The following is a 26404-nucleotide window of genomic DNA, read 5'->3' as shown; positions in this document are numbered from 1 at the left end:
ATGCAGCCCGTTCTCTCCGTTTCAGACCTGCGCGTTTCGTTCCGCACCGCGGACGGGTGGACACCGATCGTCCATGGCCTGTCCTTCGATGTCGCTGCCGGCAGCACGCTGGCGATGGTGGGCGGCTCCGGCTCCGGCAAGAGCGTCACGGCACTGGCTGCGATGCGGCTGCTGCCGCCGGCGCGAAGCCGCATCACGGGAGAGGTCAGGCTGAGCGGCCGCTCGCTGCTCGACCTGCCGGAGAGCGCCATGTGCGCCATACGCGGCAACGAGATCGGCATGATCTTCCAGGAGCCGATGACCAGCCTCAACCCGACGCTGCGCATAGGCTTCCAGATAAGCGAGGTGCTGAGGCGCCACCGGCGGATGTCCGCCGCGCAGGCGCAGGCCGAAAGCATTCGGCTGCTGGAGCGCGTGCAGATTCCCGCCGCGAAAGCCCGCTTCCACGACTTCCCGCATCTCATGTCGGGCGGCATGCGCCAGCGCGTCATGATCGCGATGGCGCTCGCCTGCCGGCCGAAAATGCTGATCGCCGACGAGCCGACCACGGCGCTGGACGTGACGGTGCAGGCGCAGATTCTCGACCTGTTGCGCACGCTGCAGCAGGAAGACGGGCTGAGCATCCTGTTCATCACGCACGATTTGGGCGTGGTGGCCGAGATCGCCGACGAGATCATCGTCATGCAGCACGGCGAAGCGGTGGATCGCGGCACGGCGCAGGCGATCTTCACCCAGTCCAGCCATTCCTATACGCGGGCCTTGCTCGCCGCCGCGCCGAGGATCGGCTCGATGGCGGGCAAGAGCTCGCCGGAAGGCCTGGGGCCAGTACCGGAGAGCGCGACCACCAGGGGGCCGGCCGCCGCCGGCAAGCCGATCCTCGAGGTACGGAACCTGACGAAGCGCTTCGATGTCCGCAAGGGCATGTGGGGCAAGGTGACGGGGCGCGTCCACGCGGTCGAGGACATCTCCTTCGACATCCGCGCCGGCGAGACCTTGTCGCTGGTGGGGGAATCCGGTTCCGGCAAGTCCACGACCGGGCGCTGCCTGATCGGCCTGACCCGGCCATCTTCCGGAACCGTCGCGATGCACGGCCAGGGCCCATCGGGAACGGAAGGCAAAGCGACGGCCGGCAAATTCCATGACCGCATGCAGATGGTGTTCCAGGACCCCTATGCGAGCCTGAACCCGCGCATGCGCGTCAGCGACAGCATCGCCGAACCGCTGGTAGTGCAGGGCAAGATGGGGCAACGAGAAATCGACGCGCGGGTCGACGAACTCCTGGAAAGCGTCGGCCTGTCGAGCGCCATGCGCGACCGCTTTCCGCACGAATTCTCAGGCGGCCAGCGGCAGCGGATCTGCATCGCCCGCGCCTTGTCGATGCGGCCGGACCTGCTCATCGCCGACGAGGCGGTTTCCGCCCTCGACGTGTCGATCAAGGCCCAGATCATCGACCTCATGCTCGATTTGCAGAGGAAGATGCAGCTCGCCTTCCTGTTCATTTCCCACGACATGGCGGTCGTCGAGCGCATCAGCCACCGCGTCGCCGTCATGTATCTGGGTGAGATCGTGGAGATCGGCGACCGCGCCAGCGTCTTCGGCCGGCCGCAGCATCCCTACACGAAGCGGCTGCTCGCGGCGGTGCCCGTGCCCGATCCGGAGCGGCGCAACATCCGGCCCAAACTCGACAACAGGGAACTGAAGAGCCCGCTACGCCCGGTGGACTATCAGCACCGCGCCCCGGCCTACAGAAGCGTCGGGCCGGACCATCTGGTGCAGGAATGGGAATGACCGGCAGGCGGTTGCCGAAACTGAAAGGCAGGAATTTCCGATGAGGGGCCATTTCGGCGAAACGCGATCTTCCATCCACCGCAACCACGCGCTCATCAGCAGCGACAGCCATGAGCGCACGACGCTTCCCGGCTGGCCGGGCTGCGAGGTCACCTTCGTCATCACGCCGCAGATGGGCGCCCGGTTCAGCGAATTCTTCGCCGACCTGCCGCAGGGCGCTGCCGTCGGCCCGGCCCTGCCGGGCATCCAGAGATTCCTGTTCGTGCTGGCGGGCGAGATCGAACTGGCGATCGACGGCGCCCCCCATACGCTCGGCGAGGAAGCCTATGCCCTGCTGCCTGCCGACTCCTGGCATGAGATCAGGGCCGTAAAGGCTTCCCGGCTCGTCGTGCTGGAGAAGCGCTATGCGGGCCTGGCCGGGACGGAGCCCCCACAGGCCGTGATCGCGCGCGCGGCGAATATTCCCGGATCGCCCATCGAGGACGGCGCGCTGGTGTTGCAGAAGCTCATCCCCGAAGACGCGGCGTTCGACTGCGAAGTCAACCTCATGGACTTCGTTCCCGGCGGCTCGCTGCCTTATGTCGAGACCCACTTCATGGAACACGGACTGCTGTTCCTGAACGGCGGCGGCATCTACCGGCTGGGCGCGTCATGGTACCCGGTGGAACAGGGCGACGTGATATGGATGGGCCCGTTCGAACCGCAATGGTTCGGTGCCATCGGCAAGACCAATGCCCGCTACCTGATCTACAAGAACTGGAACCGCGATCCGCACTGCGGCTGAGGCCGGCCGGGCGCGCCCGGCGCATCTCATTTCGGCCGGCGGATCGCGCGTATCCTGCCGCTGCTTCCGCCGCCGCAGAAAAACCGATCGCCGCCGGCTTCCAGGCCGGAGACGCCCGTTCCCACGGGCATGTCGATCTGCTCCAAAACCTCGCCGGTTTCGGGGTCGACCCGCCGCACGTCGCTCTCGCTGCCTTCCCATGTGCCGTGCCAGAGCTGGCCGTCGACCCAGGTGACACCGGTGACGATACGCTTGGACTCGATCGTGCGCAGGATCTCGCCTGTTTCCGGATCGATCTGGTGGATCTTCCGGCCGCGGTCCTGCCCGACCCACAGCGAACCCTCGGCCCAGGCCAATCCGGAATCGCCCCCATGGCCCGGTGCCGGTATGGTGGCCAGCACCTGGCCGCTCTTCAGGTCGATCTTCTGGATGCGATCCTCGGCGATCTGGAAAAGATGCGTGCCGTCGAAGGCCGTGCCCGCATGCGCGGCGACGTCGAACGCACGCACCACCTCGCCGGTTTCCGGATCGAGGGCGTTGAGCTTGTCGCCGGTGGCGAACCAGACGTGCCGCCCGTCGAAGGTAAGGCCATGGATCGCGCTCGCGCCCGGGAAGGGGCCGTATTCGCGGATGATTTCTGCCTGGGAGTTCTTCATGGTCAGGATCTCCGTTTGTCTTTGCCTGAAGTCTAGCCGCTCGGCAGGGGGCCAGGGAGTAACAATGTTGTCGGGAAGCCCGGCACGGACGGAACCGTCCAGCGCCGCGCCCGGCCGCCGCCGAAGGATCGCACCTTGCCGCCAGCCGCGAGTTGCTCGAGCGCCCGCTGCACCGTGCGCGGGCTGGTGCCCAGTGCTATCGCCAGCGCCGAACTCGACCATGCCTCGCCATCGGCGAGAAAAGCGAGAATCGCCGCATGCGCCTCGTCAGCGAGCGGCGCCAGCACCGCCACCTTCCCCGCATGGCGCGGCGCCAACCCGAAGCCGCGCTTCGTCGCCGTGATCCTGGCCACCTTGCGCAGTTGCGTGCGCAGGCGCGCAATCTCGACCCGCAGCCGGGCGCGGTGCGTCTCGTCGGCATGCCGTGCACGGAAGGTGCGCGTGAGCAGGACGTCGCGCGAAACATCGACGGGCCACGCCTCGGCGAGCGCGCGGGCCAGCGCAAACAGGACCGGCCGCGAGGCAAGCGAAACCGTCTCGCGTCCATCGCGCACCACGTTGCGGCAGGCATCGACGACAAGGACCTGGGAGCCGAACAGCCTCTCCACCTCTTCAAGGATGACGAGGCGTTCCTCGCCGTCCGCGATGATCCGGCCGGCGGGCATGCCGAGGACCTCGGCCGCGTTCTCGACTTCCGCCATCAGCGCAGGGATGCCGGCCCGGCGAGCGGCTTCGGCAGCCCGGCCAAAGGCGGCCCCGGCCTCGCCGGTCTTCAGGCGGCGAAGGGCGGCGCCGGCGACGGTCAGTTCGTAGGCGGCGCGCGACGGCGGCGGAAGCAGGGACGGGTCGAGCCCCGACAGCAGGCGTTCGGCCGCGTCCGGACGGCCGACCAGCAGCAGGCGGCGCGCCGCAAGGTTGCGCGCATGGGCGGCATTCACCGCATCGCCATGCGCCTCCAGCGTCGCCCATGCCCTGTCGAGTTCCTTCTGCGGCCAGCCGAGGTCGCGCGAGACAAGGGCGATCTCGGCCTCGGCGACAATGCAGCGCGCGCTGGCGACCGCCTCCCTCGGGCCGAAGGCGCGCGCCGCGCTCTTGAGCAGCGCCTTGGCGCGGTCGAAGTCGCCGAGTTGCGCCATGACGATGCCACGCAGCGCCAGCGCCGGCGGATCGTCGCGCAAGGCGACCCGCTTGAGCGCGCCGAGCAGGTCGCCGGCTGCGAGGGCCTGTGCCGCGGCGGTGATCAGAGAGTCCATGAAAATCCCGTCAAACTTGTAACTCCCACCGGATCGGCGGGCGGGCCTAGGCTTTTACCGAACTCAAGACCGACCCGAAGGAGAAACCCATGACACTGCATACGACAGGAACCCGCGAGGAATGGATCGCGGCACGCATCCGCTTACTTGAGGCCGAAAAGGCCTATTCGCGCAAGGGCGATGAACTGGCGCACCAGCGGCAGGCCCTGCCCTGGGTGCGAATTGACAAAGCGTACCGGTTCGACACCGACGAAGGCCCCGCGTCCCTCGAGGACCTGTTTCGCGGCCGCTCCCAGCTTCTCGTCTACCACTTCATGTTCGGCCCGGACTACACGGCCGGCTGCGCGTCCTGCTCGGCGATCGCCGACGGCTTCAACGGCATCGTCACCCATCTGGAAAACCACGACGTCTCGCTTTGCGCGGTGTCGCGGGCGCCGCTCGCCAAGCTCCAGGCGTACAAGCAGCGCATGGGGTGGACGTTCCCCTGGCATTCCTCCCATCCCGGCGATTTCAACTACGACTTCAGCGCATCGTTCACGAGGGAGCAGTTGCAGGACGGGCCCGACTACAATTTCCGCCGCGACGACCCGCTGATGAAGCTGGCGACCGCGGAAGCCCTGCCTCCGGTATTCCTGGACATCGCGGCGACGGTCGGGACCGACCTGGCCACCTATTTTCGCGAGCGGGAGGGAATGAGCGCGTTCGCGCTGGAGGACGGCGTCGTCTATCACACCTATTCCGCCTACTCGCGGGGCGTCGATCCGATCTGGAGCGTCTACCCATGGCTCGAGCGAGCGCCGAAGGGGCGCAACGAGACGGACTACTGGTGGCGCCGCCACGACGAATACGACGACGCCCGGGCCAAGGCGGCGCAAACCGCCTGACCGCAGGACGGGTGCCGCGGCCAACGACCAATTGAGGAGAAGCCCGATGACCGAACTGCATCGGAAAGGCCCCGCCGGCGACGCCAGCCGTCCGAAAAGCCGATGGCTGCCCGGCATGGCCGACTGGCTCCATCTCGCCGCCGCGCCGACCTTCGCCATGATGGCGTTGCTGACGACGATCGGCAGCGCGGACGCCACGACCTGCATGGGCATGGCAGGCCCCTCGCCGCTCGGCGGCATGAGCCTCATGTACCTGCTGATGAGCGGCTTTCACGCCACCCCGTGGCTGAGGCTGGCCTCGCGCCCATGATGCTGCATGCGGCTGCCTGCTGCGCCGGGCAGCCGCATCAACCCATGCGTTCGGACACGTAGGAGCCGGGCGATGCCGGAAAGACGACGGTCCGGGTTCCATCGAGAAACACGCGGCCATGGATATGGGCATGGATCGCCCGGGCAAGCACCTGGCTCTCCACGTCGCGGCCGAGGCTTACATAGTCGTCGGCGCTCTGGGCATGAGTGACGCGAACGATGTCCTGCTCGATGATCGGGCCCTCGTCGAGGTCGGCGGTAACGTAGTGCGAGGTCGCCCCGATCAGCTTCACGCCGCGCTCGAAAGCCTGCTTGTAGGGGTTCGCGCCCTTGAAGGACGGCAGGAAGGAATGGTGGATGTTGATGATGCGGCCCGACATGGTCTTGCACATCTCGTCGGACAGGATCTGCATGTAGCGCGCCAGCACGATCAGTTCGGCCCCGGTATCGCGGACGATCTGCATCTGCTGAGCTTCGGCTTCGCGCTTGTTTTCCCTCGTTACCTTGATGCAGTGGAACGGAATGTCGTGGTTGACCACAAGCTTCTGGTAATCCATGTGGTTGGAGATGACGCCCACGATGTCGATCGGCAGGGCGCCGATGCGCCAGCGATAGAGCAGGTCGTTCAGGCAGTGGCCGAAGCGCGACACCATCAGGATGACCTTGCGCTTGGTCGTTTCGTTGAAGAACTCGGCCTCGGCCTCGTACTTCTTCGCGATCTCCGCGAACCCCTCGCGCAGTTCCTCCAGGGAACGGCCCTCTTCCGACTGGAAGCTGACCCGCATGAAATAGCGGCCGGTTTCTGCGTTATCGAACTGGGCGCTGTCGGAGATGTTGCAGCCGTTGCTGGAGAGATAGCTGGCGATCGCCGCGGTAACGCCCCGGATGGATGGGCAGGCGACGCGCAAGGCAAAGCGATTGTCTTTCGGGGACATTGAGGACTCCTCCAGGCTCACCGCTCAAGCGGCACTGGTGTTGTTGAGGCGGCAGAACGCCGTCACCGTGTTGGAAAGCAGGCAGGCGATGGTCATCGGCCCGACGCCGCCGGGAACCGGCGTTATGGCGCCCGCATGCCCCGCCTCGTCGAACGCGACGTCGCCGACGATGCGCGACTTGCCGTCCTGCTCGACGCGATTGATCCCCACGTCGATGACGGCGGCGCCCGGCTTGATCCAGTCGCCGCGCACCAGTCCCGGCCGTCCGGCCGCGACGACGAGGATGTCGGCTGCCCGGCAAAGCTCGGCGGTGTTCCTGGTGCGCGAGTGCACGACGGTCACGGTGCAGTTCTCGGCCAGCAGAAGCTGCGCCATCGGCTTGCCGACGATGTTCGACTTGCCCACCACCACCGCATGCAGCCCCGCGAGATCCGGGCCGAGCCGGTCCTTCAAGAGCATCATGCAGCCGAGCGGCGTGCAGGGAACGAGCGCGGGAGAGCCTGTCGCCAGCCGCCCGGCGTTGGAGACATGGAAGCCGTCGACATCCTTGTCCGGGTTGATTTCCTGGATGACGGCCCCGGCGTCGAGATGGGCGGGAAGCGGAAGCTGGACGAGGATGCCGTGGACCTGCGGGTCGACGTTCAGCCTGTCGATCAGCGCCATCAGTTCCTGCTGCGTCGTTTCCGCGGGAAGCTCATATTTGAAGGAGTTCATGCCGGCCGCGGTCGTCTGGCGATGCTTCGAGCCGACATAGACCGTGCTTGCGGGATCGGACCCGACCAGGACGACGGCAAGGCCCGGTACCTTGCCGGTGTTCTCCTTCAGGGTTGCGACCTTGAGCCTGATATCGCCGAGAAGGTCGGCGGCGAACTGCTTGCCGTCGATGATGGCGGCGCTCCTGGCGATCCTGTCCATTCCCTGGGAATTCCTTTCGCTTCCCGCACAGCGCGAGCGACGCGGCTTTGCGGGGCATGTTTTTCGAAAAGGGTACCGCACCACGAACACGGTGCGGCACCTGAAGGCTCGCGTGGAGCGCCTGCGGGCTCAGGAGGCGTAGACGGGGAAGGCCTTGGTCAGTTCGGCCACTTTCGCCTTGGCGCCCGGCACGGCATCGTCGGCCTTGCCGGCGGCCTCGGCCTCGATGAGGTCGGCGATGATGTTGCCAAGGGTACGCAGTTCCTCTTCCTTCATGCCGCGCGTCGTGGCTGCGGAAACGCCGAGGCGCATGCCTACCCATTCCGGCGGACGCGGGCTGTCGTTGGGGATCGCGTTCTTGTTGGCCGTGATGTTGGCCCGCTCCAGCAGCGTCTCGGCCTGCTTGCCGATCAGGCCCTTGCTCGACAGGTCGACCAGCACGATATGCGTGTCGGTGCCGCCGGAAACGATGCGGATTCCGCGCTCGATCAGGGTCTGCGCGAGAACGCGGGCGTTGGCCGTGACCTGCTGGGCATAGACCTTGAAATCGGGCCGCAGCGCTTCGCCGAGGCAGATGGCCTTCGCCGCCAGCACGTTGCTGTGGAGCGAGCCCTGGACGCCGGGGAACACCGCCGCCTGGAGTTTCTTGAACCACTCCTCGTTGTTGGTGAGGATCAGGCCGCCGCGCGGGCCGCGCAGGGTCTTGGTGGTCGTGCAGGTCACGATGTCGGCATGCGGGAACGGCGAAGGATGCGCGCCGCCGGCGACCAGCCCGGCGATGTGGGCCATGTCGACGAGGAACCAGGCGCCGACCTTCTTGGCGATCTTGCCCATGCGCTCGAAATCGAGCTGGCGCGGATAGGCCGAGCCGCCCGTGATCAGGAGCTTCGGACGTACTTCCTCGGCAATGCGCTCGAGGTTGTCGTAGTCGATGACCTCGGTGTCGGGGTCCACATTGTAGCTGTGCGATTCGAACCAGCGGCCGGAAAGGTTGCTCTTCATGCCGTGCGACAGGTGGCCGCCGGCGGCGAGGTCGAGCGACAGGACCTTTTCGCCGGGCTTGAGCAACAGGAAGAAGACCGCCAGGTTGGCCTGGGTGCCGGAATGCGGCTGCACATTGGCGTAGCCGCAGCCGAACAACTCCTTCGCGCGGTCGATGGCGGCCTGCTCGACCACGTCGACGAACTGGCCGCCGCCATGGAAGCGGTTGCCGGGGTAGCCTTCCAGCGTCTTGTTGGTCATCTCGTGGCCCAGCGCGTCGAGCACCGCGCGGCTGACGATGTTCTCGGAAGCGATAAGCTCGATCTGGTCCTGCTGGCGCTTGCGTTCATTGTCGAGCGCCTCCGCCACCAGGGGATCGCGTTCGTGAACCGACGCGTTGAAATACGCTTTCGTTTGCTCGTTTTGCTGGGTCATGGCCTGTCTCCCGGAATAACCGCTGTTGTTGGCTCGTGCCGGGAAGCTAGTCGGCTGCTCACTCCAGAAAAAGTTAATAATATTTGCACATGCGTTCTGATTTGCTAATCATTGGCTTCCGGCCAGGAGGTGAGCGATGGACATTGCGCGGTTGAGGGCGTTACGGGAATTGTCGATCCGCAAAACGATGGCGGCGGTGGCCGAGGCGCTTTACGTCTCGCCGTCGGCCGTCTCGCAGCAGATCGCCCTGCTGGAGCAGGAAGTCGGGATCGACCTGATCGAGCGGCGCGGCCGCGGCGTCGAATTGACGGTCGCGGGGCGGCAACTGGTCGAGCGCGCCGAGCGCATCCTGGTCGAGCTGGAATCGGCCCGCGCCGACATCGCGGAACTGAAGAAGGTGATTGCCGGCGAACTGCGCGTCGCCGCCTTTCCTTCTGTCGCGGCAGCGCTGGTGGCCGGCGCCATTCACGACCTCCACCGGCTCCACCCGCGCCTGAACGTCCAGTTCGACGAGATGGAGCCTGCCGAGAGCCTCGCCGCGCTCCGAAGCTGGCAGACCGACCTCGCGGTGATCGACGACCTCAACGTGCCGCCCGGCGCGCTGGACCCCAACATAGAAACGGTCCCGCTGATCGAGGACGTGTTCAACGCCATGGTGTCGCAGACGCATCCCCTCGCCAACCGCGCCACCGTCACGATGAGCGAATTGAGGGACGAGCGCTGGGCGCTGGACACGGCCTCGTCGACCTATAACCGCATGATCACCGACGCATGCCAGGAAGCGGGCTTCACGCCGAATATCGTGGCGCGGTGCAAGGGCTTCGAAGTGACCATCGCCCTTATCCGCGCAGGCTACGGGGTTTCGATCCTGCCGGGCCTCAGGGCAAGCTACGATCTCGAGGACGTATGGGTCTGCAAGATCGTGCCGGAAATCCGCCGCAAGATTTCGCTCGCCTTCCGCAAGGGCGAAAAAAAGAGCCCCGCCGTGCAGGCTTTCATCGCCCAGGTCAACGAGCGCGCGGGCGCGCGCCGCCGGTTTTCGTCCGGTCTCGGAAGGCGCAACGAAACGCAGGCCGAGTCGGCGCCTGACGACGCCGTCAAGTCGCCATGATGTCAAATCATCAATTTTTCTAAGCGGTACATAAAGCAGAATTAAGTAGACCTGAATGAAGGCCCTACCTATCGTCCGCGCGTCGATTAGTATGGGTTTGCGGACCGGACGTCCCAACCTTAGGCCAACGGCGGGAACACCAGCTTCAGAACGGCAAAAGCCGCTGTTGCCTATCGCCCATTCAAATTCGGCAAGCTTGGCCATCCTGCACATCCTTGCAGGTCACTCGCGATAGGGGAATGCGATGAAACTCTCGAAACTACTGCTGGCGGGCGTGTTTGCAGGCTTTGCACTTGCCGCAACCCAGGCTTCGGCCGCTTCCGTGCTCGACAAGGTGAAGGAACGCGGCACGCTGAACTGCGGCACCGACAACACGGCGCCGGGCTTCGGCTATCTCAACACCACGACGGGCCAGCTCGAAGGGCTCGACGTCGACTTCTGCAAGGCCGTTGCCGCCGCCGTGCTGGGCGATGCATCGAAGGTCAAGTTCGTCACCGTTACCGACAAAAGCCGCTTCGACGCGGTCCTGACCAACCAGGTCGACGTGGTCTTCGCGCACACGACCATGAAGCCGGCCCGCGAGTCCGCGATCGCGATCGATTTCCTGCCGATCAATTTCTACGACGGCACGGGCATCATGGTGAAAGCCGACGCCGGCGTGACGAAGTTCGACGAACTCGACGGCGCGACCATCTGCACCACGCAGGGTTCGGCGACCGAGACGGTCCTCACCGCCGCCTTCAAGGCGCGCGGCTGGAAGGATTCCAAGGTCCTCACCTATGAGAACCTCGAGAAGCTTTTCGCGGCCCTCAATTCGGGCCGCTGCAACGCGATGAGCACCGACAAGTCCGCGCTCGCCGCCTGGGCCGGCAACTCGCCGAAGCCCGCCGACTACGTGATCCTGCCCGACACGCTTGACAAGTCGCCCTTCGCCGGGTTTGTCGCGGCCAATGATTCCAGGTGGCGCAACGCGCTGCGCTGGATCAGCTTCGGCCTGTTCCAGGCCGAGGAGTCCGAGATCACGCAGGGCAACCTCGATGAGAAGCTGAAGAGCGAGGACCCGTTCGTCCAGAAGTTCCTCGGCGTCGGCGGTGGCTACGGCAAGGACTTCGGGCTTTCCGATGACTTCGTCGCACAGGCGATCAAGGCCGTCGGCAACTACGGCGAGATCTACAACCGGAATCTGGGACCCGACACCAAGATGTTCCTCGACCGCAAGGGCACCCCGAACTCCCTGTGGACCCAGGGCGGGGCGGTCTATTCGCCGCTCTGGAACTAATCCCCTACCCGTAAAAGCCGAGGCAGGATCCCCCTGCCTCGGCTTTCCCATAGAAAGACCGGGGCCATGATATGAACGCGGATCAAGCGGCCCAGTGGAGGGGCGACGACAAGCGGCTGGCGGCACGCCGGCGGCGCAACCGGATTCGCTATCACGCCACGCAATTCGCCATCGTCGGCATCGCGATCCTGCTGGTCGCGCTGTTTGCCGTCGCGGTCAAGGACGGCCTGGCGCGGCACGGCATCAAGTTCAGCTTTTCTTTCCTCGGCAACGCGGCCGGTTTCGATATCAGCGAAGGCAGGACCTTCGCCATCGGCGAGGATTCCTGGCCGTCCTTCGTCGGCTTCACCTCCAATCTCTCCATCGCCCAGGCCTTCGTCACCGGCATCGTCAACACGATCAAGGTCGCGGTTCTGGCGATCATCCTGAGCACAGTGCTCGGAACGCTGCTCGGCGTCGGCCGGCTTTCGACCAACTGGGTCGTGCGCAACCTTTGTTTCTGGTGCGTCGAGTTCGTGCGCAACACGCCGCTTCTGATCCAGCTCGTCTTCTGGTACTTCGCCGTGGTCCTGCACTTCCCGCCGATCGCCACCGCCGCGAAATTCTACGGGATCGTCATCAGCCAGCAGGGCCTCTATCTGCCCGCACTCGTCTGGCAGGGCGGCGATTCTCCCTATGCCATCGCTCTCGGCGCCGTCTTTCTCGTCGCTCTGGCCGGAGCGTTCGTCGAAAAGATCCGCCCCTTCCGCTGGGCCTGCATCGTCGCCCTGGTCGCCGTGCCCGCCATCATGCTGCTTACCGGGATCATGGAACTGGACTTCCCGGTCGCGTCGAAATTCAAGGCAAGCGGCGGCACCAGCATAAGCCCCGAAATGGCGGCGCTGCTACTCGCCATCGTCTTCAACAGCGCGTCCTACATCGCCGAGATCGTGCGCGGCTCCATCGACGCCCTGCCCAAGGGGCAGTGGGAGGCCTCGGCCTCGCTCGGGCTCGACCGGCGCAGCACCGTCAACGACATCATCCTGCCGCAGGTGTTCCGGGTGGTCCTGCCCTCCTTCGGCAACCAGTATATCAGCCTGACCAAGAACACCGCCCTCGGCATCGCGATCGGCTATCCGGACCTTTTCAACGTCTACGGCACGATCGCCAACCAGACGGGCCATAGCCTCGAAGGCATCGTCATCGTCATGATTTCCTACCTGATCCTCAGTTGGATCATCAGCGCCGTCGTCGGCTGGGCCGACCGGCGGATGGCCAGGCAGGGAGCCATGCGATGATCGCCAAATCCCTGAAATGGTCGCGGCACAACCTGTTCGGCAAGCCGTTCGACGCGCTGCTGACCCTCATCGTCATCCCGACCGTCCTGTGGCTGGTCTACGAGGCCGTCGCCTGGGCGCTTGCCAAGGCGCAATGGGACATCATCCCGCAAAGCCTGCGCGTCCTCATGATCGGCATCTATCCGGCCGACCAGGCATGGAGGGCGTGGATCGCGGTCGCCATCATCGCCGCCCTGCTGGGCATGGCGCTGGGCTGCGTGTTCGCCTTCAGGGCGCGCCATGCCGGCTTCCTGGCCTTCGTCCTGCTGGCGCTGGCCGCGGCGACGGGTACCAACGACCTGTCGAACCTGCTGTTCCTCGGAGCCTCGGCCGTCCTGTTCGTCGGCGGCTGGATGCTGACCTCCTGGATGCCGCTCTCGCGAAAATTCCTGGTGCCGGCGAGCTTCATCGGCCTGATCGCGATCTTCGCCGTCATGGCGCCGCCCGGCGCCAACCTGTGGGGCGGCCTGCTGCTCAGCATCCTGCTCACCCTCGTCACCTCGATCGTGACGCTGCCCATCGGCATCCTGCTTGCCTTCGGCCGGCGCAGCCGCTTCTCGAGCGTACGCTGGATCTGCACGGCCTATATCGAGGTCATGCGCTCGGTGCCCCTGATCATGGTGGTCTACTGGATCTGGATCCTGATGCCCGTGCTCACGCCGCAGCTTAATTTCTCGGACGTGGTCCGCGGCATGATCGGCTTCACCATCTTCTATTCCGCCTATGTGGCCGAATATGTGCGCAGCGGCCTGCAGGCCGTGCCGCGCGGCCAGACCGAGGCGGCCCGTTCGCTAGGCATGAGCGAGTTCGACATCAACCGGTCCATCATCCTGCCGCAGGCGATCCGCGTCGTGGTGCCGCCGCTCGTCGGCAACGTGCTCGACATCTTCAACAACGCTCCGCTGGTCTTCATCATCGGTCTCACCGACTTCCTGCGCGCGGGCCAGATGATCCTCGCCAACCCGCAATACGGCGACCGGACCTATGAGGTCTATTCGTTCCTCTTCGTCACCTACTTCCTCGTCGGCTCCGTGATCACCTTCGTTGCCCGCAAGCTCGAAGCCCATCTTGCACGAGGCAGCCGATGACCAGCCGCAACCCAGGAGCCGCCCCCATGGATACCATCGTCGAGATGAAGAGGCTTAACAAGTTCTATGGCTCCCATCACGTCCTGAAGGATATCGATCTCTCGGTCTCGCGCGGCGAGGTCGTCGTCGTCCTCGGCGCCAGCGGCTCCGGCAAGTCGACACTGATCCGCTGCGTCAACGGCCTGGAAATGTACCAGAACGGCAGCCTCGTGGTCGACGGCTACCCGATGCCGGTGGAGGAGGACCGCCTGCTCGGCGGCGAAAAGGAACTGGTGGCGATCCGCAAGGGCGTCGGCATGGTCTTCCAGCAGTTCAACCTGTTCCCGCACAAGACGGTGACCGAAAACATCACCATCGCGCCGATGCGCGTGCGCAAGAAGTCGAAGGAAGAGGCCGAAGCGACGGCGCTGAAGCTTCTCGACCGCGTCGGCCTGAAGGCGCATGCCGACAAATATCCGGCCCAGCTTTCGGGCGGCCAGCAGCAGCGCGTCGCGATCGCCCGCTCGCTCGCCATGGAGCCGGGCCTGATGCTCTTCGACGAGCCGACCTCCGCGCTCGACCCGGAGATGATCGGCGAGGTGCTCGACGTCATTCGCGAACTCGCCGCCGACGGCATGACCATGATGATCGTCACGCACGAGATGGGCTTTGCCCGCGACGTCGCGGACCGCATCGTCTATATCGACCAGGGCTCGATCCTCGAGATCAGCAAGCCCGACACCTTCTTCGACAACCCGACCAACGAGCGCGCACGGACTTTCCTGGCGCGAGTGCTCAAGCACTGAGCGAAGCTTGGTCCGGCAATCCGCGAGGGATGTCAGGACGGTTTCCGGCTCGCCCGGAACAGGCTGAGCCGCGACGGGCGTTTCATGATGATGATGCCGGCGAGCACGATGATGAGCGAGCCGGCGAGCGTCGGCAGGTCGAGTCGTTCTCCGAAGACCAGCACCCCGAGCGCGATGCCGAACAGCAGCCGCGTGTACCGGAACGGCGTGACGACGGAGACGGCCCCGGTGCGCATCGCCTTCATCAGCGCCGCATAGGCCAGGACACCGCAGGCGACGGCCGTCGACAGAAAGGCCATCGCGGCAGCATCGGGAATGATGAAAGCCTGCCGTTCCCACAAGAGGGCATAGAGGACACCGGCAACCACGATCGCCGCGAAGCCATAGACGCCGAGGACCGAGGTCGTGACCGAGCGGGGAGCGGCGCGGCTGGCGAGGTCGCGCCCGGCGAAACCCAGCATGCCGATCAGCGCCAGGATCGACAGCGCGGAAAAGCTTTCCGCTCCCGGCCGCAGCACGATCAGCACCCCGGCGAGGCCGACGAGAATGGCCAGCCACCGCTGCCAGCCGACATGCTCACGAAAGAGCATCGCGGCCCCGAGCACGACGACGATGGGAGTAGCCTGCAGGATCACTGTCGTCGCCGACAGCGGCGTCAGCGCCAGCGCCAGCACGTAGAACAGGCGCGCCGTCACCTCGAAACAGGCGCGGATGCGCATGGCGCGCGACAGGATGGCGGGGCCAAACAGCGGCTCGCGCCGCGTCGTCGCGGCAATGGCGAAGACCACGGCTCCGCCGAGGCCGAACAGCACCAGCACTTCGGCGATCGGCAGATGCGCGGAGGCCGCCTTGACCATCGCATCCTCGCCCGCGAAGATCGCCATGGCCGCGACCATCCACAGGCTGCCTACGAGGTTCGCCCTGCCGTCTCGTGCGATGGTTTCGGTCATGGCCATGATTGCGTGCGCGTTGTCCTCCGCCCGCCGTATCAGCTATCCCCGATCCCGCGATAGAGGCCCCGGCGGAGATTTCTGACAGCGCGCAAAACCCCGCTAGCGGTTGGCCGCCGCGGTCTGCAGGAAATTCTCGAACTGCTGCTGCGGGACGAAAGAGCCTCCTGTCGTCCAGACGACATGGGTTGCCTGCGGCAGGCGATCCACGATCCCCTGCCGGTCGCAGAACGCGCGCCCGCGCGGATGCTTCACGATGAATTCCGGTCCGGCGAAGCCGGCGGTCGCGGACGGCTCGAGACGAATGCCCTGGGTTTCGTGCGCAAGCAGCAGCCACCGGAACAGCGAGGGGTCGTCGACCGTGAAGACGCCGGCCAGCATGTTGCGCATCACCGTCGCCACCAGCACCGACATGCGCGCCACCGCCATGCCGTCGGCCTCGGTCTTGTTGGTGAGGCCGACATCGTAGACCGAGACGAGTTCCTTGGACCCGCTCATCATCTGCACCAGCGCGCAGGGCGACTGGACCGGCTCGACGAAGAAGCAGTGGACGTTGTCGCCGAACACGGCTTTCGCCCCATAGGTCACGCCGCCCGGCGCCCCGCCGATGCCGCAGGGCAGGTAGAGGAACAGCGGATGCTCGGCGTCGACGACGAGGCCGCGGTCCTCGAGCTGTTTTGCCAGTTCCATGGCGGCCACGCTGTAGCCGAGGAAAAGCTGCCTCGACTGCTCGTCATCCACGAAATAGATCGTCGGATCGGCTTCGGCGGCGATGCGGGCATTCTCGACGGCCGAGGTGTAGTCGGCATCGTGACGCACGACCTCGACGCCGAGGTTACGCAGCCGCTCCACCTTCCAGGCCTTGGCGTCCGACGACATATGAACCGTGGCCTTGAACCCGAGTGCGCGCGCGGCGATGCCGACGCTGAGGCCGAGGTTGCCGGTGCTGCCGACGGCGATCGTGTAGCGGGAGAAGAACGCCTTGGCCTCGGGACCGGCAAGCTGCCGGATGTCCTGCCCGTCCTTGAGCAAGCCCTCGCGCCGGGCCAGTTGCTCGGCGAACACGAAAACCTCGTAGACGCCGCCCCGCGCCTTGATCGAGCCCGCGACGGGAAGGGCGCTGTCCGCCTTGACGAAGAGGGTGCCGAACTCGGCGTCGCTATAGCCGATGGCCTGCCGCAGGTCGCCCAGTTCGATCAGGTCCGAGCGGATGACGCCGCCTGTCGCGGCGAGTTCGGGAAAGCAGGTTTCCAGAAGCGGCGCCAGGCGCTGCCAGTTCGCCCGAGCGGCCTCGACATCTTCCGGCCGAATGGGAAGCGACGGATCGTCGATCGCGCCTTTCCGGTAGAGCGGGTTCACCCACAGCGTCGGTCGCGCGGACGTCACGTCGCCGCTGGCTGGATCGTTCGGTAGGTGAAACGCCATGTCAATTCCCAAGCTGACGGTCTATGAGACTGGCAAGCTATTCCAAGCGTGGCGTTCAAAAAAGTTAATAGTTCTGGCCTGCATCGTTAGCTGCATGAATGAATTGGCGCACCACAGCCGGAGAACTGAGGCAAATCGACCTCGCTCCATCCCGCTATTGATGAGTATCGTTGTCAACTTTAAGATCGCGGCATCTCGATCCCGGAGTATCTTATGACCGGCCTCACCCGCAGAACCGTGCTGAAAGCCTCGGCGGCCGCCGCGGGCAGCTTCGGGCTGGGCTGGCTGGCCAATGCGGCCGGCGCGGCGCTGGCCGCCCCCGAGCCGCAAATCCTGACCGCGACCGAGACCACGGCGCTGCTGACCGGCTCCACGCCGACCCAAAAGGTGCTCACCTATGGCGACGCGGGCATGCCGCCGGTGCTGCGCATGAGCAAAGGAAGGCCGTTTGCGGCAAGGCTGGTCAACAAACTCGACGAGCCGACCACCATCCACTGGCACGGCCTGCGCGTTCCCAACAGGATGGACGGCGTGCCCTTCTTGGTCCAGCACTACGTCTACACCGGCGACCATTTCGACTATGCGTTCACGCCGCCGGATGCCGGCACCTTCTGGTACCACCCGCACTGCAACACGCTGGAGCAGATGGGGCATGGGCTGACCGGCGTCATCGTCGTGGAGAATCCGGGCGATCCCGTGTTCGACGCGGAAGTCGTGCTCAATCTTCGCGACTGGCGCCTCGGCGGCGACGGCCAGTTCATCGCCCCCTTCCGGCCGCGCGACGCCGCAAGGGGCGGCACCTACGGCACGGTGCGCAGCGCCAACTGGCAGGCCGAGCCGCGATACGACGCGCCGGCCGGCGGGCTGGTGCGGCTTCGCGTGGCGATCACCGACGTCACCCGCATCTATTCCTTCCGCATGCAGGGCGGGCAGGCCTCGGTCATCGCCATCGACGGCAACCCGGTGCCGCAGCACTTCCCGCTAGACCTCTTGCAACTGGGACCGGGCCAGCGGCTCGACCTGGCGGTGCGCATGCCCGACGAGGAAGGCGCGGTCGTCGGCCTCGAGGACATCCGCGGGACCAAACCGGCCATGCTGGCGACGCTGCGGGCGGTCGGCACCTCGCTGAAGCGCGACCTGGGCGATCTCGCGCCACTGGAAGCCAACCCGGTCGCAAAGATCGACCCCACCTCGGCGAAGCATATCCGGCTGGTGCTCAGCGCCACGGCCGAGAACGTCGCTTCCGACAGTATCTGCGGCTCGCTCGGCTACAGTTTCTGGGCCATCAACAAGGTGCCGTGGCCCGGCGACACGCCCGACCCGACCGCGCCGCTGGCCGAACTGAAGCTCGGCAAAAGCTATATCATCGACATGGAAAACCCGACGCCGCGCGCGCACCCGATCCACCTGCACGGCATGAGCTTTACCGTGCTCGCATCCTCGGCCGGGCCGGTGCCGCCGCTGGTCACCGACACCTACCTCATCCAGCCGGACGAGAAGGTGCAATTGGGGCTTGTCGCCGACAATCCGGGCGACTGGCTGCTGCACTGCCACATCATCGAGCACCAGAAGACCGGCATGACCAGCTATCTGCGCGTCGTGTAAATCCCGCCGGGAACTTGATGCGGGCGGCGTCTAGGCCGCTGCCGCCTCTTCCGCCGCGATGAAGCGGGTCAGTTCCCTGACCAGCCGTTCGGCGTCGCCCTTGCTGATCTTGAGGTTGATGATCTCGTCATCCTGCCCCGCCAGTTCGAGGCTGCCAAGGAGCGGGCTCTTTGAAAGAAGATCGATCTCGTAGCCTTCGTATTTGGCGACGATGGTATCTGCGCTGCACATTTCCTTTCTCCTTACAGGGCAAGCAAACCACCAACATTGGCGGCAGGCAAGGAAGAAATGCCTGCCCCCGACGCTACCCGGTGATCGCCCCTTCGTTGGCAGGGCGGGCGAGCGCGGAAAACTTGGCCAGCACGCCGCGCGTATAACGTGGCTGCGGCCGTTGCCAGGCGGCGCGGCGGCGCGCGATCTCGGCTTCCTCGACATTGAGTTGCAGCAACAGCCGGTGGGCGTCGATGGTGATCGAATCGCCCTCCTCGACCAGCGCGATCGTGCCGCCTTCATAGGCTTCCGGCGCGACATGGCCGACTACCATGCCCCAGGTGCCGCCGGAAAAGCGCCCGTCGGTGATGAGGCCGACGCTTTCGCCAAGTCCGCGCCCGACCAGCGCCGAGGTCGGCGCCAGCATTTCCGGCATGCCCGGCCCGCCCTTCGGCCCGAGATAGCGCAGCACCAGCACGTCGCCCGGCCTGATCCTGTCGGCCAGGATCGCCTCCATCGCCGACTGCTCGTCGTCGAAGACGCGCGCCGGGCCGGTGATCGCCAGGCTTTTCAGGCCGGTGATCTTGGCCACCGCGCCGTCCTCGGCAAGGTTGCCTTTCAGGATGGCGAGATGCCCCTCGCGGTAAAGCGCCTTGTCGATCGGCATGATCACCTGCTGGTCGGCGCGCGGCGCGTCCGGCACCTCGGCCAGTTCCTCGGCCAGCGTGCGGCCGGTGATGGTCAGGCAGTCGCCATGGATCTGCCCGGCATCGAGCAGGATCTTCAGCACCTGCGGGATGCCGCCGGCCTGATGCAGGTCGACGGCCATGTAGTGGCCGGACGGCTTCAGGTCGCACAACACCGGCACCTTGCGGCGCACACGCTCGAAATCGTCCAGCGTCCACTCGATCTCGGCGGCGTGCGCGATGGCGAGATAATGCAGCACCGCGTTGGTCGAGCCGCCGATCGCCATGATCAGCGCCACCGCGTTCTCGATGCTCTCGCGCGTCACGATATCGCGCGGCCTGATGTTCTTCTTCACCGCCTCGACCAGCACGCGGCCGGATTCGGCGGCGCTTTCGAGCTTCTCCCGGTCGGGGCTGGCCATGGTCGAGGAATAGAGCAGCGACAGGCCGAGCGCCTCGAACGAGGAACTCATGGTGTTGGCCGTGTACATGCCGCCGCAGGACCCGGTGGAAGGACAGGCATGGCGCTCGATGCCCTCGAAGTCCTCCTCGCTCATGGTGCCGGCCATGACCGCGCCGACCGCCTCGAAGGCGGAGACGATGGAGAGGTCCTGGCCCTTCCAGCGGCCGGGCTTGATGGTGCCGCCATAGACGTAGATCGCCGGCGCGTTGGCGCGCAAAATGCCGATCATGCCGCCCGGCATGTTCTTGTCGCAGCCGCCCAGAACCAACACGCCGTCCATCCACTGGCCCTGCACGCAGGTTTCCACGCAGTCGGCGATCACCTCGCGCGACACCAGCGAATATTTCATGCCCTCGGTGCCCATCGACATGCCGTCGGAGATGGTGGGCGTCCCGAACATCTGCGGATTGGCGCCGGCTTGCCTGATGGCGGCGATCGCCGCATCGGCAAGCGGCTGCAGGCCGGCGTTGCACGGCGTGATGGTGGAATGGCCATTGGCGACGCCGATCATCGGCTTGTCGAAATCGGCTTTCTCATAGCCGAGCGCATAATACATGGCCCGGTTGGGAGAGCGCGCCACGCCCTGCGTGATGTGTCTGGAGCGTTCGTTGAACGGCATGGCGGAATCCTCGTATGATACTTGGGCTCGAGCCGGCCCGGCTGTGCCGGTCACCTGCCCACGCCGTGCAGTTGCCGGGGCAACGCCACGTCGCCGAAATCGATGACGGAGCGGCGAAGGACCTTGCCCTTGGCGTCGAGTGTGACGCGCGCGCGGCGATTTTGAAAGAAAAAGCTCAGGCGGTACTCGCCCTCGTGATCGTCTATGCCGCGCTCGCAGATCGAGGTGACGGCCTTGCTCCGCATCAGTCCGGGAACATCCGCCGCAGCAACCCCCAGGAGGCTTGCGACCAGAGCCGCATCCACGACGATGTCCCGCCCGGCGGTTTCTGTCCCGACACCCGGTTCGGCCGGAGCCGGCCCCATCGGAGCCGGCGCTGTGCCGCCATGTGCCATGCTCACCCTTCCTTCCGCTCCGCCTCGGGCCTTCGCCCATCCATCGGCGAGAGGTATTTCTCGCCGCGATCGCACAGGAAGGTCAACCCCGGCGGCGTCTCGCCGGGGAGCAGCCTGCTGCCATTCGGCGGCTTCAACCTGCTGCGCGCTCCCCATCGCGAACTTCCCCTGCCGGCACCGCCCTTTCCGATGAAGCCGGCATAGTTTTTAAAAGATACATATGATGTATGTATTATCCCCGCTGAGCAATTGCAATGTCCACCCTATGGGTGCAACCGCCTCGACATCCCTGCGCTGAAACATATATCGTCCGGGCATGTTATCGAGGCGCCCGCCGGCCGGCGGACCAGGTCTCGACCCGAGCGGCCGTGGGGTCAGGATGCGAGTAACCGACTTTTCAGACTATGCGTTGCGCCTGCTGATGTATGCGGGGGCGCAGGGCGACAGGCTCATCACCATCGAGGAGACGGCAAAACTGTACGGCATTTCGCGCGCCCATTTGATGAAGGTGGCCAACCAGTTGACCCGCGCCGGCTTCCTGAAGGCGGTGCGCGGCCGTTCCGGCGGGCTCACGCTCGCCATGGCGCCGCAGAAGATCGGCCTCGGCGCGGTGCTGCGCGCCACCGAGCCGGACTTCGCCCTGGTCGAATGCTTCCGCAAGGACAACAACTGCCTCATCACCCCCCGCTGCCGCCTGCGCGGCGTCCTGCACGAGGCGCTGGCGGCGTTCATCGCCACCGTCGACCGCTACACGCTGGCCGACCTGATGCTCAATCCGCGAGATTTCGGCCTGCTGCCTGCGGCGTGATCGCACGGGCTCGCCTCTTCACCTTGCACAAGCTTCCCATAAAAGATACATTACCAATGTATCTTTTAATCGTACATCGGGGGAAGGAAAAGGCCATGGGCGAGCAGGTTTCGGCAGGCGAACGCGTGATCGACGTCAGGCACATCGACCCGCGGCATCGGCATCTCGTCATCATGCAGTTGTTCGAGAACCTGCCTGTCGGCGAGACGCTGCAACTGGTGGCGGACCACGATCCCAAGCCGCTGCGCTTCCAGTTGGAAAGCCGGTACGGCCCGCAATGCGCCTGGGCCTATCTCGAGGAAGGGCCGGGTAGCTGGCGCGTGCGGCTGCGCAACATTCCGGCGCGGGAGACGTCCGATGTTTAGCGCCCCCGCCTCCATCGTCGCGGCCATGCGGCGCGCGCTGTCCGCGCCCCGCCCCTTCGAAAGAATCGAGGATGACGTTGCGGAGCCGTCGGGCACGGCACTTCGCGAGTTGATCTTCAAGGCGGCCGGCCAGACTCTCGGCGAATGCCCGCCTTGGGTGCTGATCGCCATCGAGCAGGCCCGCCGCGAAAACGCCCACAGGTCGGGGCGGCAGAAAAGGATGCCGCCATGCTGACCAATTCGCATGACTTCGTGCGGCCTTCCGGCGACGAGGAGCGCGCCTGGCTGGAATCGCTGGTCCGGGAAGATTTTGCACGGCACCAGGTCGACGAGACGTTCGACGACATGAAGCGGCGCATGCCGTTCTCGCGCGAGGACCAGGGCCTCTACAGGGAATGGATGGCGCTTGCGGCGGTACGAGCCGAAGCCCTCACGGCCACCGCGTCGCGGCCGCACGCCCTACCAGGTCAGGAAAAACATCGCCTTGGCCAGGAACACGATCAGCACGACATGGCAGAAGACGCTGACGTGGATGAATCTGACCTGCCGTGACCTGAGCTTGCCGCGGGCTCCGAGCGTCAGCGCCGTTATGAAATGACCCAGCACGCTCAGCGCCAGCGCGATCTTGATCGCCAGCAGCGTGGCGAAGCTGCTGGCGAAGGGATGGGCCAGTTCCTCGCGATAGCCCCATGCCATGCCGATCCCCGCGCCATAGAGCGCCAGGATGACGAACGGCATCAGCCGCCGGGCGCGCTTGCCGATCGCGGTTTCCACCGTCCGCATCGTCTCGTGCCCGACCGGCTTGCGGATGCCTTCGAGGACCAGCATCTCGAAGAACACCGCGCCGACGAACAGGATGGCGGCATAAAGATGCAGGGTGACAAGGATGAAATGGCTCATGGCTGCGCTCCAGCGCCCATGAGCCTGCGCCTTTTCGGGCTCGATCATTGTCCGATCCGCGACATGCGCGAAACCGGATCTCCGCCCGCATAAAACGTTTACGCCATCCGCCATCGGCAAATGCGTGGTCGCGGACATCGCGGAACAAAAACCCATTCGCCCACGCCCGGCCGGGCGCGGCGCCTGGCGGCAACCCTTGACCGATCCGGATATCACTTATCCGGACGGCAACGGGCCGCCGCTGCGGAGTTTTGTCAGCCTGGCGTCAATGGGCCGCCGGTTGCGCTCTCAGCTTTTCAATCGCGTCCTTGAGGGCCAGCTTGCGTCGCTTCAGATCGACGATTTCGAGGTCGTCGACGGAGGGATGGTTCATCGCGGCATCGAGCTCGCGCTCGATATCGCCATGCTTCCTCTGCAACTCGTCAAGATGGTTGGCAAGAGACATGATTGGGGCTCCCTTTCATGATTTCCTCGACATCAGCCGTCAAGACGCGTCCACCGCAGGTTCGCTTCTGTGACGGCACGATGACAGTCTGCCATCATCCCGGGGCAATGTCGAATGCCCACTCGCGCATTTCCCGACAATGTGAAATATGGTAGTTTTACCCGGCTGACCTTCCTGGTTCGGCTACCCCGCAGACACCGCTCGCAGCAGGCGACGCAGATAGTTTGAAGGAAAAATGTCCGAGCAGGAACAGGCCGATATTCGCCTCGAATTTTCGCGGTTGAAGCAGGACCACGCCGATTTCGACGCGGCCATCAACGCCATGATCGCCGTTGGCTGCGATCCGCTGCAGATCCAGCGGATGAAGAAGAAGAAACTGTCCCTCAAGGACCGGCTGAAGGCGCTGGAAGACCGGATCATCCCCGACATCATCGCCTGACGCCCGGCAGCGGCGTTCTTGCCGGCGCGGGCCAATTCCGCTACGCCGAAGTCCAAACCACCGGAGTATTGTTGTGAGCGATCGACGCGCCGATGTCGCCATCATCATGGGCAGCCAGTCCGACTGGGCGACGATGCGCCATGCCGCCGAAACGCTCGCCGCGCTGGACGTGCCGCACAAGGCGCTGATCGTGTCGGCGCATCGCACCCCGGGTCGGCTTTACGACTTCGCCACGAACGCCAAGGCGGCCGGCTACAAGGTGGTGATCGCCGGCGCCGGGGGTGCCGCGCACCTGCCCGGCATGACGGCGGCGATGACGCCGCTGCCCGTATTCGGCGTGCCGGTCGAATCGAAGGCGCTGTCGGGGCAGGATTCGCTTCTGTCCATCGTCCAGATGCCGGCCGGCATCCCCGTCGGCACGCTCGCCATCGGCAAGGCCGGCGCGGTCAACGCCGCCCTGCTCGCCGTCGCCGTGCTGGCGCTCGCCGACCCGCCGCTGGCCGGGCGGCTCGACGCCTGGCGCAAGGCCCAGACCGACCAGGTCGCGACCGAGCCGGTGGACGCGCCATGAGCCTGCCCGCCGGATCGACCATCGGCATCATCGGCGGCGGCCAGCTCGGCCGCATGCTGGCGATGGCCGCCGCCCGCCTCGGCTATCGCATCGTCGTGCTGGAGCCGCAAGCCGACTGCCCAGCCGCGCAGGTTGCCAACCGGCAGATCGTCGCCGCCTATGACGATCCCGTCGCCCTTGCCGAACTGGCGGCGGCAACGGCGCTGGTCACCTACGAATTCGAAAACGTCCCGGTGGAGGCGGCAAAGACGCTCGCCGCCCGGGTTCCCGTCTACCCCCCGCCCCGCGCGCTGGAAGTGGCGCAGGACCGGGTGACCGAAAAGACGTTCCTCAACGGCATCGGCGTCCCCACCGCCGCCTTCTCCTCCGTTTCCAGCGACGCCGAACTGACCGAAGCGCTGCGCGGCTTCGACGGCAGCGGCGTGCTGAAGACGCGCCGCATGGGCTATGACGGCAAGGGCCAGCGCGTCTTTCGCAACATGGAGGCCGGCGGCTATGCCGGAACCTTCGAGGCGATGGGCTCGGTGCCGCTCATCCTGGAGGCGCTCGTCGATTTCGAGCGCGAGATATCGGTGATCGCCGCGCGCGGCGTCGACGGCACGATCGCCGCCTACGACCCGGCCGAGAACGTGCATCGCCACGGCATCCTCCACACCTCCACGATACCCGCCGCCATCTCCGCCGATACGGCGGCGGCGGCGCAGGCGGCGGCCAAGACCATCCTGGCCGAGCTGGACTATGTCGGCGTCATCGGCGTCGAGTTCTTCGTGCTGGCCGACGGCTCGCTGCTGGCCAACGAGATTGCCCCGCGCGTCCACAATTCCGGCCACTGGACCGAGGCCGCCTGCATCGTCTCGCAGTTCGAGCAGCATATGCGCGCCGTCGCCGGCCTGCCGCTCGGCGACCCCCGCCGGCATTCGGACTGCGTGATGGAAAACCTGATCGGCGACGACATTTTCCGCATGGCCGGCCTCCTGGCCGAGCCGGACGTGCTGGTGCATCTCTACGGCAAGGCCGAGGCGAGGCCCGGCCGCAAGATGGGGCATTTCACGCGCATCGCGGCGCGCACCTGATTCCTTCGGCCTGGCGAGGGGTCGGTGGTTGACACGGACAAGATTCCTCGTCTATGTGCCGGGCACAAAATCGGCGTGTCTTCGGGCGTGCCTAAGCATCGAGACCCATAGGCAAGACCATGAAGATCAAGAATTCGCTCAAGGCGCTGCGCGCCCGTCACCGCGACAACCAGCTGGTTCGCCGCAAGGGCCGCGTCTACCTCATCAACAAGTCCGCTCCGCGCTTCAAGGCCCGTCAGGGCTGAGTTGCCGCCGTCTCGACGGCACTCACGCGAATTTCGGTTTGACGTTCCGCCGGCCGGGAATAGATTCCCGGTCATGCGGAGCGTTTTTGCATTCCTGACCGTCCTTGCCCTCGCCATCGGTCCTACCCTGGCGGCGCAAGCCGACACGCCGGCCGATGCGCCGGCCGATGCGCCGGCGACCTCCACCGCCAAGACCCGGCAGGCGCGGCTCGACAAGCTGTTTTCCGACCTCGGGCGCGAGCGCAACGAAAAGGCGGCCGAGCGCATCGCCGGCACCATCTGGCAGGCATGGCTGGATTCCGGCAGCGCCAACATCAACCTGATGATGCTATGGGCGCAAAAGGCGATGGAGGCGCAGAAGTTCGACGTCGCGCTCGACTTCCTCGACCAGGTGACGACGCTCGACCCGACCTATGCCGAAGGCTGGAACCGCCGCGCCACCGTTCACTACATGATGAAAAACTACGCCAAGTCGCTGGCCGACATCGAGCGGACGCTGCAACTGGAGCCGCGCCATTTCGGCGCCCTTTCCGGCATGGCCCGCATCATGGCCGATACCGGCCACAAGCAGGCGGCGCTGGACGCCTGGCAACGCGTATTGGCGATCTACCCGATGATGCGCAGCGCACAATCGGAAGTCTCGACGCTTTCCGAGGAGCTGGCCGGCGAGGGCATCTGAGAACCGC

At 65.6% G+C, this 26404-nt stretch carries 31 protein-coding genes; 19 read left to right on the top strand and 12 right to left on the bottom strand.

Annotated elements, in window-relative coordinates; genetic code table 11:
* Together ACFOHJ_RS12325 and allE are read left to right on the top strand one after the other, a co-directional pair.
* Complete coding sequence (locus tag ACFOHJ_RS12325; protein ID WP_378220796.1) at positions 1-1788, top strand: ABC transporter ATP-binding protein; 1788 nt, start codon at positions 1-3, stop codon at positions 1786-1788.
* Between the two features lie 40 nt (positions 1789-1828).
* Positions 1829-2572 carry a (S)-ureidoglycine aminohydrolase gene (gene allE / locus ACFOHJ_RS12320; RefSeq protein WP_378220795.1) on the top strand — a complete coding sequence of 248 codons (744 nt, stop codon included), beginning with the start codon at positions 1829-1831 and terminating at the stop codon, positions 2570-2572.
* A 26-nt stretch (positions 2573-2598) separates the two neighbouring features.
* Here the strand turns inward: allE and ACFOHJ_RS12315 are convergent, their stop codons facing one another.
* Both ACFOHJ_RS12315 and ACFOHJ_RS12310 read right to left on the bottom strand, forming a co-directional pair.
* Positions 2599-3228: a Vgb family protein gene (locus tag ACFOHJ_RS12315; protein WP_378220794.1), complete on the bottom strand. Its 630-nt coding sequence runs from the start codon at positions 3226-3228 to the stop codon at positions 2599-2601.
* A 32-nt stretch (positions 3229-3260) separates the two neighbouring features.
* The gene (locus ACFOHJ_RS12310) at positions 3261-4481 is read right to left on the bottom strand and encodes a helix-turn-helix domain-containing protein (protein ID WP_378220793.1); all 1221 of its coding nucleotides are present in this window, start codon (positions 4479-4481) and stop codon (positions 3261-3263) included.
* Between the two features lie 89 nt (positions 4482-4570).
* Here ACFOHJ_RS12310 and ACFOHJ_RS12305 point away from each other — a divergent pair, with 89 nt between their 5' ends.
* On the top strand, positions 4571-5365 hold the full coding sequence (locus tag ACFOHJ_RS12305; protein ID WP_378220792.1) for a DUF899 domain-containing protein: 795 nt from the start codon (positions 4571-4573) through the stop codon (positions 5363-5365).
* Positions 5366-5411: 46 nt separating this feature from the next.
* Positions 5412-5675, top strand: a complete 264-nt coding sequence (locus ACFOHJ_RS12300) for a hypothetical protein (protein ID WP_378220791.1) — start codon at positions 5412-5414, stop codon at positions 5673-5675.
* A 37-nt stretch (positions 5676-5712) separates the two neighbouring features.
* Here ACFOHJ_RS12300 and purU read toward each other — a convergent pair whose 3' ends face one another.
* The 3 genes from purU to ACFOHJ_RS12285 all read right to left on the bottom strand — a co-directional run bounded on the left by purU (position 5713) and on the right by ACFOHJ_RS12285 (position 8940).
* Positions 5713-6609, bottom strand: a complete 897-nt coding sequence (purU, locus tag ACFOHJ_RS12295) for a formyltetrahydrofolate deformylase (RefSeq protein ID WP_378220790.1) — start codon at positions 6607-6609, stop codon at positions 5713-5715.
* A 24-nt stretch (positions 6610-6633) separates the two neighbouring features.
* Complete coding sequence (folD, locus tag ACFOHJ_RS12290) at positions 6634-7524, bottom strand: bifunctional methylenetetrahydrofolate dehydrogenase/methenyltetrahydrofolate cyclohydrolase FolD (RefSeq protein ID WP_378220789.1); 891 nt, start codon at positions 7522-7524, stop codon at positions 6634-6636.
* Between the two features lie 129 nt (positions 7525-7653).
* Positions 7654-8940: a serine hydroxymethyltransferase gene (locus ACFOHJ_RS12285; RefSeq protein ID WP_378220788.1), complete on the bottom strand. Its 1287-nt coding sequence runs from the start codon at positions 8938-8940 to the stop codon at positions 7654-7656.
* A 136-nt stretch (positions 8941-9076) separates the two neighbouring features.
* Between ACFOHJ_RS12285 and ACFOHJ_RS12280 the strand changes: the two genes are divergently transcribed.
* From ACFOHJ_RS12280 to ACFOHJ_RS12260, 5 genes are all read left to right on the top strand, one after another.
* Positions 9077-10051, top strand: a complete 975-nt coding sequence (locus ACFOHJ_RS12280; RefSeq protein ID WP_378220787.1) for a LysR family transcriptional regulator — start codon at positions 9077-9079, stop codon at positions 10049-10051.
* Between the two features lie 244 nt (positions 10052-10295).
* Positions 10296-11330, top strand: coding sequence for a transporter substrate-binding domain-containing protein (locus tag ACFOHJ_RS12275; RefSeq protein WP_378220786.1), 1035 nt, complete (start codon positions 10296-10298; stop codon positions 11328-11330).
* A gap of 71 nt (positions 11331-11401) precedes the next feature.
* Positions 11402-12607, top strand: coding sequence for an ABC transporter permease subunit (locus tag ACFOHJ_RS12270; protein WP_378220785.1), 1206 nt, complete (start codon positions 11402-11404; stop codon positions 12605-12607).
* Entirely contained in the window at positions 12604-13734 is a 1131-nt protein-coding gene (locus ACFOHJ_RS12265) for an amino acid ABC transporter permease (protein WP_378220784.1), read from the top strand. The genes ACFOHJ_RS12270 and ACFOHJ_RS12265 overlap by 4 nt, the downstream gene beginning before the upstream one ends.
* Before the next feature lie 26 nt (positions 13735-13760).
* A complete protein-coding gene (locus ACFOHJ_RS12260; RefSeq protein WP_378220783.1) occupies positions 13761-14519 on the top strand; it encodes an amino acid ABC transporter ATP-binding protein in 759 nt (252 codons plus the stop codon).
* Positions 14520-14551: 32 nt separating this feature from the next.
* Here the strand turns inward: ACFOHJ_RS12260 and ACFOHJ_RS12255 are convergent, their stop codons facing one another.
* Entirely contained in the window at positions 14552-15475 is a 924-nt protein-coding gene (locus ACFOHJ_RS12255; RefSeq protein ID WP_378220782.1) for a DMT family transporter, read from the bottom strand.
* Between the two features lie 96 nt (positions 15476-15571).
* Complete coding sequence (locus ACFOHJ_RS12250; RefSeq protein ID WP_378220781.1) at positions 15572-16894, bottom strand: D-serine ammonia-lyase; 1323 nt, start codon at positions 16892-16894, stop codon at positions 15572-15574.
* A 213-nt stretch (positions 16895-17107) separates the two neighbouring features.
* On the opposite strand from ACFOHJ_RS12250, the gene ACFOHJ_RS12245 reads away from it, so the two are divergent.
* Positions 17108-18499: a multicopper oxidase family protein gene (locus tag ACFOHJ_RS12245; RefSeq protein ID WP_378220780.1), complete on the top strand. Its 1392-nt coding sequence runs from the start codon at positions 17108-17110 to the stop codon at positions 18497-18499.
* Between the two features lie 30 nt (positions 18500-18529).
* On the opposite strand, the gene ACFOHJ_RS12240 is transcribed toward ACFOHJ_RS12245, so the two are convergent.
* The 3 genes from ACFOHJ_RS12240 to ACFOHJ_RS12230 all read right to left on the bottom strand — a co-directional run bounded on the left by ACFOHJ_RS12240 (position 18530) and on the right by ACFOHJ_RS12230 (position 20872).
* Positions 18530-18730, bottom strand: a complete 201-nt coding sequence (locus ACFOHJ_RS12240) for a hypothetical protein (RefSeq protein ID WP_378220779.1) — start codon at positions 18728-18730, stop codon at positions 18530-18532.
* Positions 18731-18803: 73 nt separating this feature from the next.
* The gene (gene ilvD, locus ACFOHJ_RS12235) at positions 18804-20477 is read right to left on the bottom strand and encodes a dihydroxy-acid dehydratase (protein ID WP_378220778.1); all 1674 of its coding nucleotides are present in this window, start codon (positions 20475-20477) and stop codon (positions 18804-18806) included.
* A 50-nt stretch (positions 20478-20527) separates the two neighbouring features.
* Positions 20528-20872 (bottom strand): DUF6522 family protein, encoded by a 345-nt coding sequence (locus ACFOHJ_RS12230; protein WP_378220777.1) that lies wholly within the window; start codon positions 20870-20872, stop codon positions 20528-20530.
* Positions 20873-21251: 379 nt separating this feature from the next.
* Between ACFOHJ_RS12230 and ACFOHJ_RS12225 the strand changes: the two genes are divergently transcribed.
* The 4 genes from ACFOHJ_RS12225 to ACFOHJ_RS12210 all read left to right on the top strand — a co-directional run bounded on the left by ACFOHJ_RS12225 (position 21252) and on the right by ACFOHJ_RS12210 (position 22597).
* Entirely contained in the window at positions 21252-21680 is a 429-nt protein-coding gene (locus tag ACFOHJ_RS12225) for an RrF2 family transcriptional regulator (RefSeq protein WP_378220776.1), read from the top strand.
* A 95-nt stretch (positions 21681-21775) separates the two neighbouring features.
* On the top strand, positions 21776-22045 hold the full coding sequence (locus tag ACFOHJ_RS12220; protein ID WP_378220775.1) for a DUF2249 domain-containing protein: 270 nt from the start codon (positions 21776-21778) through the stop codon (positions 22043-22045).
* Positions 22038-22280 (top strand): hypothetical protein, encoded by a 243-nt coding sequence (locus ACFOHJ_RS12215; protein ID WP_378220774.1) that lies wholly within the window; start codon positions 22038-22040, stop codon positions 22278-22280. Before ACFOHJ_RS12220 ends, ACFOHJ_RS12215 begins: the two co-directional genes overlap by 8 nt.
* Positions 22274-22597 (top strand): hypothetical protein, encoded by a 324-nt coding sequence (locus tag ACFOHJ_RS12210; RefSeq protein WP_378220773.1) that lies wholly within the window; start codon positions 22274-22276, stop codon positions 22595-22597. The genes ACFOHJ_RS12215 and ACFOHJ_RS12210 overlap by 7 nt, the downstream gene beginning before the upstream one ends.
* On the opposite strand, the gene ACFOHJ_RS12205 is transcribed toward ACFOHJ_RS12210, so the two are convergent.
* Positions 22505-22993 (bottom strand): CopD family copper resistance protein, encoded by a 489-nt coding sequence (locus tag ACFOHJ_RS12205; protein ID WP_378220772.1) that lies wholly within the window; start codon positions 22991-22993, stop codon positions 22505-22507. The two genes, ACFOHJ_RS12210 and ACFOHJ_RS12205, sit on opposite strands and share 93 nt — an antisense overlap.
* Positions 22994-23210: 217 nt before the next feature.
* Complete coding sequence (locus ACFOHJ_RS12200) at positions 23211-23390, bottom strand: YdcH family protein (protein WP_378220771.1); 180 nt, start codon at positions 23388-23390, stop codon at positions 23211-23213.
* A 235-nt stretch (positions 23391-23625) separates the two neighbouring features.
* Between ACFOHJ_RS12200 and ACFOHJ_RS12195 the strand changes: the two genes are divergently transcribed.
* From ACFOHJ_RS12195 to ACFOHJ_RS12175, 5 genes are all read left to right on the top strand, one after another.
* Positions 23626-23829, top strand: a complete 204-nt coding sequence (locus ACFOHJ_RS12195; protein WP_378220770.1) for a YdcH family protein — start codon at positions 23626-23628, stop codon at positions 23827-23829.
* A gap of 73 nt (positions 23830-23902) precedes the next feature.
* The gene (gene purE / locus ACFOHJ_RS12190; protein WP_378220769.1) at positions 23903-24400 is read left to right on the top strand and encodes a 5-(carboxyamino)imidazole ribonucleotide mutase; all 498 of its coding nucleotides are present in this window, start codon (positions 23903-23905) and stop codon (positions 24398-24400) included.
* The gene (locus tag ACFOHJ_RS12185; RefSeq protein ID WP_378220768.1) at positions 24397-25473 is read left to right on the top strand and encodes a 5-(carboxyamino)imidazole ribonucleotide synthase; all 1077 of its coding nucleotides are present in this window, start codon (positions 24397-24399) and stop codon (positions 25471-25473) included. The genes purE and ACFOHJ_RS12185 overlap by 4 nt, the downstream gene beginning before the upstream one ends.
* A gap of 119 nt (positions 25474-25592) precedes the next feature.
* Positions 25593-25718 (top strand): type B 50S ribosomal protein L36, encoded by a 126-nt coding sequence (ykgO, locus tag ACFOHJ_RS12180; RefSeq protein WP_378220767.1) that lies wholly within the window; start codon positions 25593-25595, stop codon positions 25716-25718.
* Positions 25719-25791: 73 nt separating this feature from the next.
* Positions 25792-26397: a tetratricopeptide repeat protein gene (locus ACFOHJ_RS12175; RefSeq protein ID WP_378220766.1), complete on the top strand. Its 606-nt coding sequence runs from the start codon at positions 25792-25794 to the stop codon at positions 26395-26397.
* The last annotated feature ends 7 nt before the right edge of the window (positions 26398-26404 follow it).

This window comes from Aquamicrobium soli (assembly GCF_042646345.1).
Taxonomy (GTDB): Bacteria; Pseudomonadota; Alphaproteobacteria; order Rhizobiales; family Rhizobiaceae; genus Mesorhizobium; species Mesorhizobium soli_A.
The sequence above is the reverse complement of the archived record's forward strand: the minus strand, read 5'-3'. Positions and strand labels throughout refer to the sequence as shown.

Coding starts and splice junctions, on each gene's coding strand:
- ACFOHJ_RS12325 (WP_378220796.1), top strand. CDS start 1: ATGCAGCCCGTTCTCTCCGTTTCAGACCTGCGCGTTTCGTTCCGCACC.
- allE (WP_378220795.1), top strand. CDS start 1,829: ATGAGGGGCCATTTCGGCGAAACGCGATCTTCCATCCACCGCAACCAC.
- ACFOHJ_RS12315 (WP_378220794.1), bottom strand. CDS start 3,228: ATGAAGAACTCCCAGGCAGAAATCATCCGCGAATACGGCCCCTTCCCG.
- ACFOHJ_RS12310 (WP_378220793.1), bottom strand. CDS start 4,481: ATGGACTCTCTGATCACCGCCGCGGCACAGGCCCTCGCAGCCGGCGAC.
- ACFOHJ_RS12305 (WP_378220792.1), top strand. CDS start 4,571: ATGACACTGCATACGACAGGAACCCGCGAGGAATGGATCGCGGCACGC.
- ACFOHJ_RS12300 (WP_378220791.1), top strand. CDS start 5,412: ATGACCGAACTGCATCGGAAAGGCCCCGCCGGCGACGCCAGCCGTCCG.
- purU (WP_378220790.1), bottom strand. CDS start 6,609: ATGTCCCCGAAAGACAATCGCTTTGCCTTGCGCGTCGCCTGCCCATCC.
- folD (WP_378220789.1), bottom strand. CDS start 7,524: ATGGACAGGATCGCCAGGAGCGCCGCCATCATCGACGGCAAGCAGTTC.
- ACFOHJ_RS12285 (WP_378220788.1), bottom strand. CDS start 8,940: ATGACCCAGCAAAACGAGCAAACGAAAGCGTATTTCAACGCGTCGGTT.
- ACFOHJ_RS12280 (WP_378220787.1), top strand. CDS start 9,077: ATGGACATTGCGCGGTTGAGGGCGTTACGGGAATTGTCGATCCGCAAA.
- ACFOHJ_RS12275 (WP_378220786.1), top strand. CDS start 10,296: ATGAAACTCTCGAAACTACTGCTGGCGGGCGTGTTTGCAGGCTTTGCA.
- ACFOHJ_RS12270 (WP_378220785.1), top strand. CDS start 11,402: ATGAACGCGGATCAAGCGGCCCAGTGGAGGGGCGACGACAAGCGGCTG.
- ACFOHJ_RS12265 (WP_378220784.1), top strand. CDS start 12,604: ATGATCGCCAAATCCCTGAAATGGTCGCGGCACAACCTGTTCGGCAAG.
- ACFOHJ_RS12260 (WP_378220783.1), top strand. CDS start 13,761: ATGGATACCATCGTCGAGATGAAGAGGCTTAACAAGTTCTATGGCTCC.
- ACFOHJ_RS12255 (WP_378220782.1), bottom strand. CDS start 15,475: ATGGCCATGACCGAAACCATCGCACGAGACGGCAGGGCGAACCTCGTA.
- ACFOHJ_RS12250 (WP_378220781.1), bottom strand. CDS start 16,894: ATGGCGTTTCACCTACCGAACGATCCAGCCAGCGGCGACGTGACGTCC.
- ACFOHJ_RS12245 (WP_378220780.1), top strand. CDS start 17,108: ATGACCGGCCTCACCCGCAGAACCGTGCTGAAAGCCTCGGCGGCCGCC.
- ACFOHJ_RS12240 (WP_378220779.1), bottom strand. CDS start 18,730: ATGTGCAGCGCAGATACCATCGTCGCCAAATACGAAGGCTACGAGATC.
- ilvD (WP_378220778.1), bottom strand. CDS start 20,477: ATGCCGTTCAACGAACGCTCCAGACACATCACGCAGGGCGTGGCGCGC.
- ACFOHJ_RS12230 (WP_378220777.1), bottom strand. CDS start 20,872: ATGGCACATGGCGGCACAGCGCCGGCTCCGATGGGGCCGGCTCCGGCC.
- ACFOHJ_RS12225 (WP_378220776.1), top strand. CDS start 21,252: ATGCGAGTAACCGACTTTTCAGACTATGCGTTGCGCCTGCTGATGTAT.
- ACFOHJ_RS12220 (WP_378220775.1), top strand. CDS start 21,776: ATGGGCGAGCAGGTTTCGGCAGGCGAACGCGTGATCGACGTCAGGCAC.
- ACFOHJ_RS12215 (WP_378220774.1), top strand. CDS start 22,038: ATGTTTAGCGCCCCCGCCTCCATCGTCGCGGCCATGCGGCGCGCGCTG.
- ACFOHJ_RS12210 (WP_378220773.1), top strand. CDS start 22,274: ATGCTGACCAATTCGCATGACTTCGTGCGGCCTTCCGGCGACGAGGAG.
- ACFOHJ_RS12205 (WP_378220772.1), bottom strand. CDS start 22,993: ATGATCGAGCCCGAAAAGGCGCAGGCTCATGGGCGCTGGAGCGCAGCC.
- ACFOHJ_RS12200 (WP_378220771.1), bottom strand. CDS start 23,390: ATGTCTCTTGCCAACCATCTTGACGAGTTGCAGAGGAAGCATGGCGAT.
- ACFOHJ_RS12195 (WP_378220770.1), top strand. CDS start 23,626: ATGTCCGAGCAGGAACAGGCCGATATTCGCCTCGAATTTTCGCGGTTG.
- ACFOHJ_RS12185 (WP_378220768.1), top strand. CDS start 24,397: ATGAGCCTGCCCGCCGGATCGACCATCGGCATCATCGGCGGCGGCCAG.
- ykgO (WP_378220767.1), top strand. CDS start 25,593: ATGAAGATCAAGAATTCGCTCAAGGCGCTGCGCGCCCGTCACCGCGAC.
- ACFOHJ_RS12175 (WP_378220766.1), top strand. CDS start 25,792: ATGCGGAGCGTTTTTGCATTCCTGACCGTCCTTGCCCTCGCCATCGGT.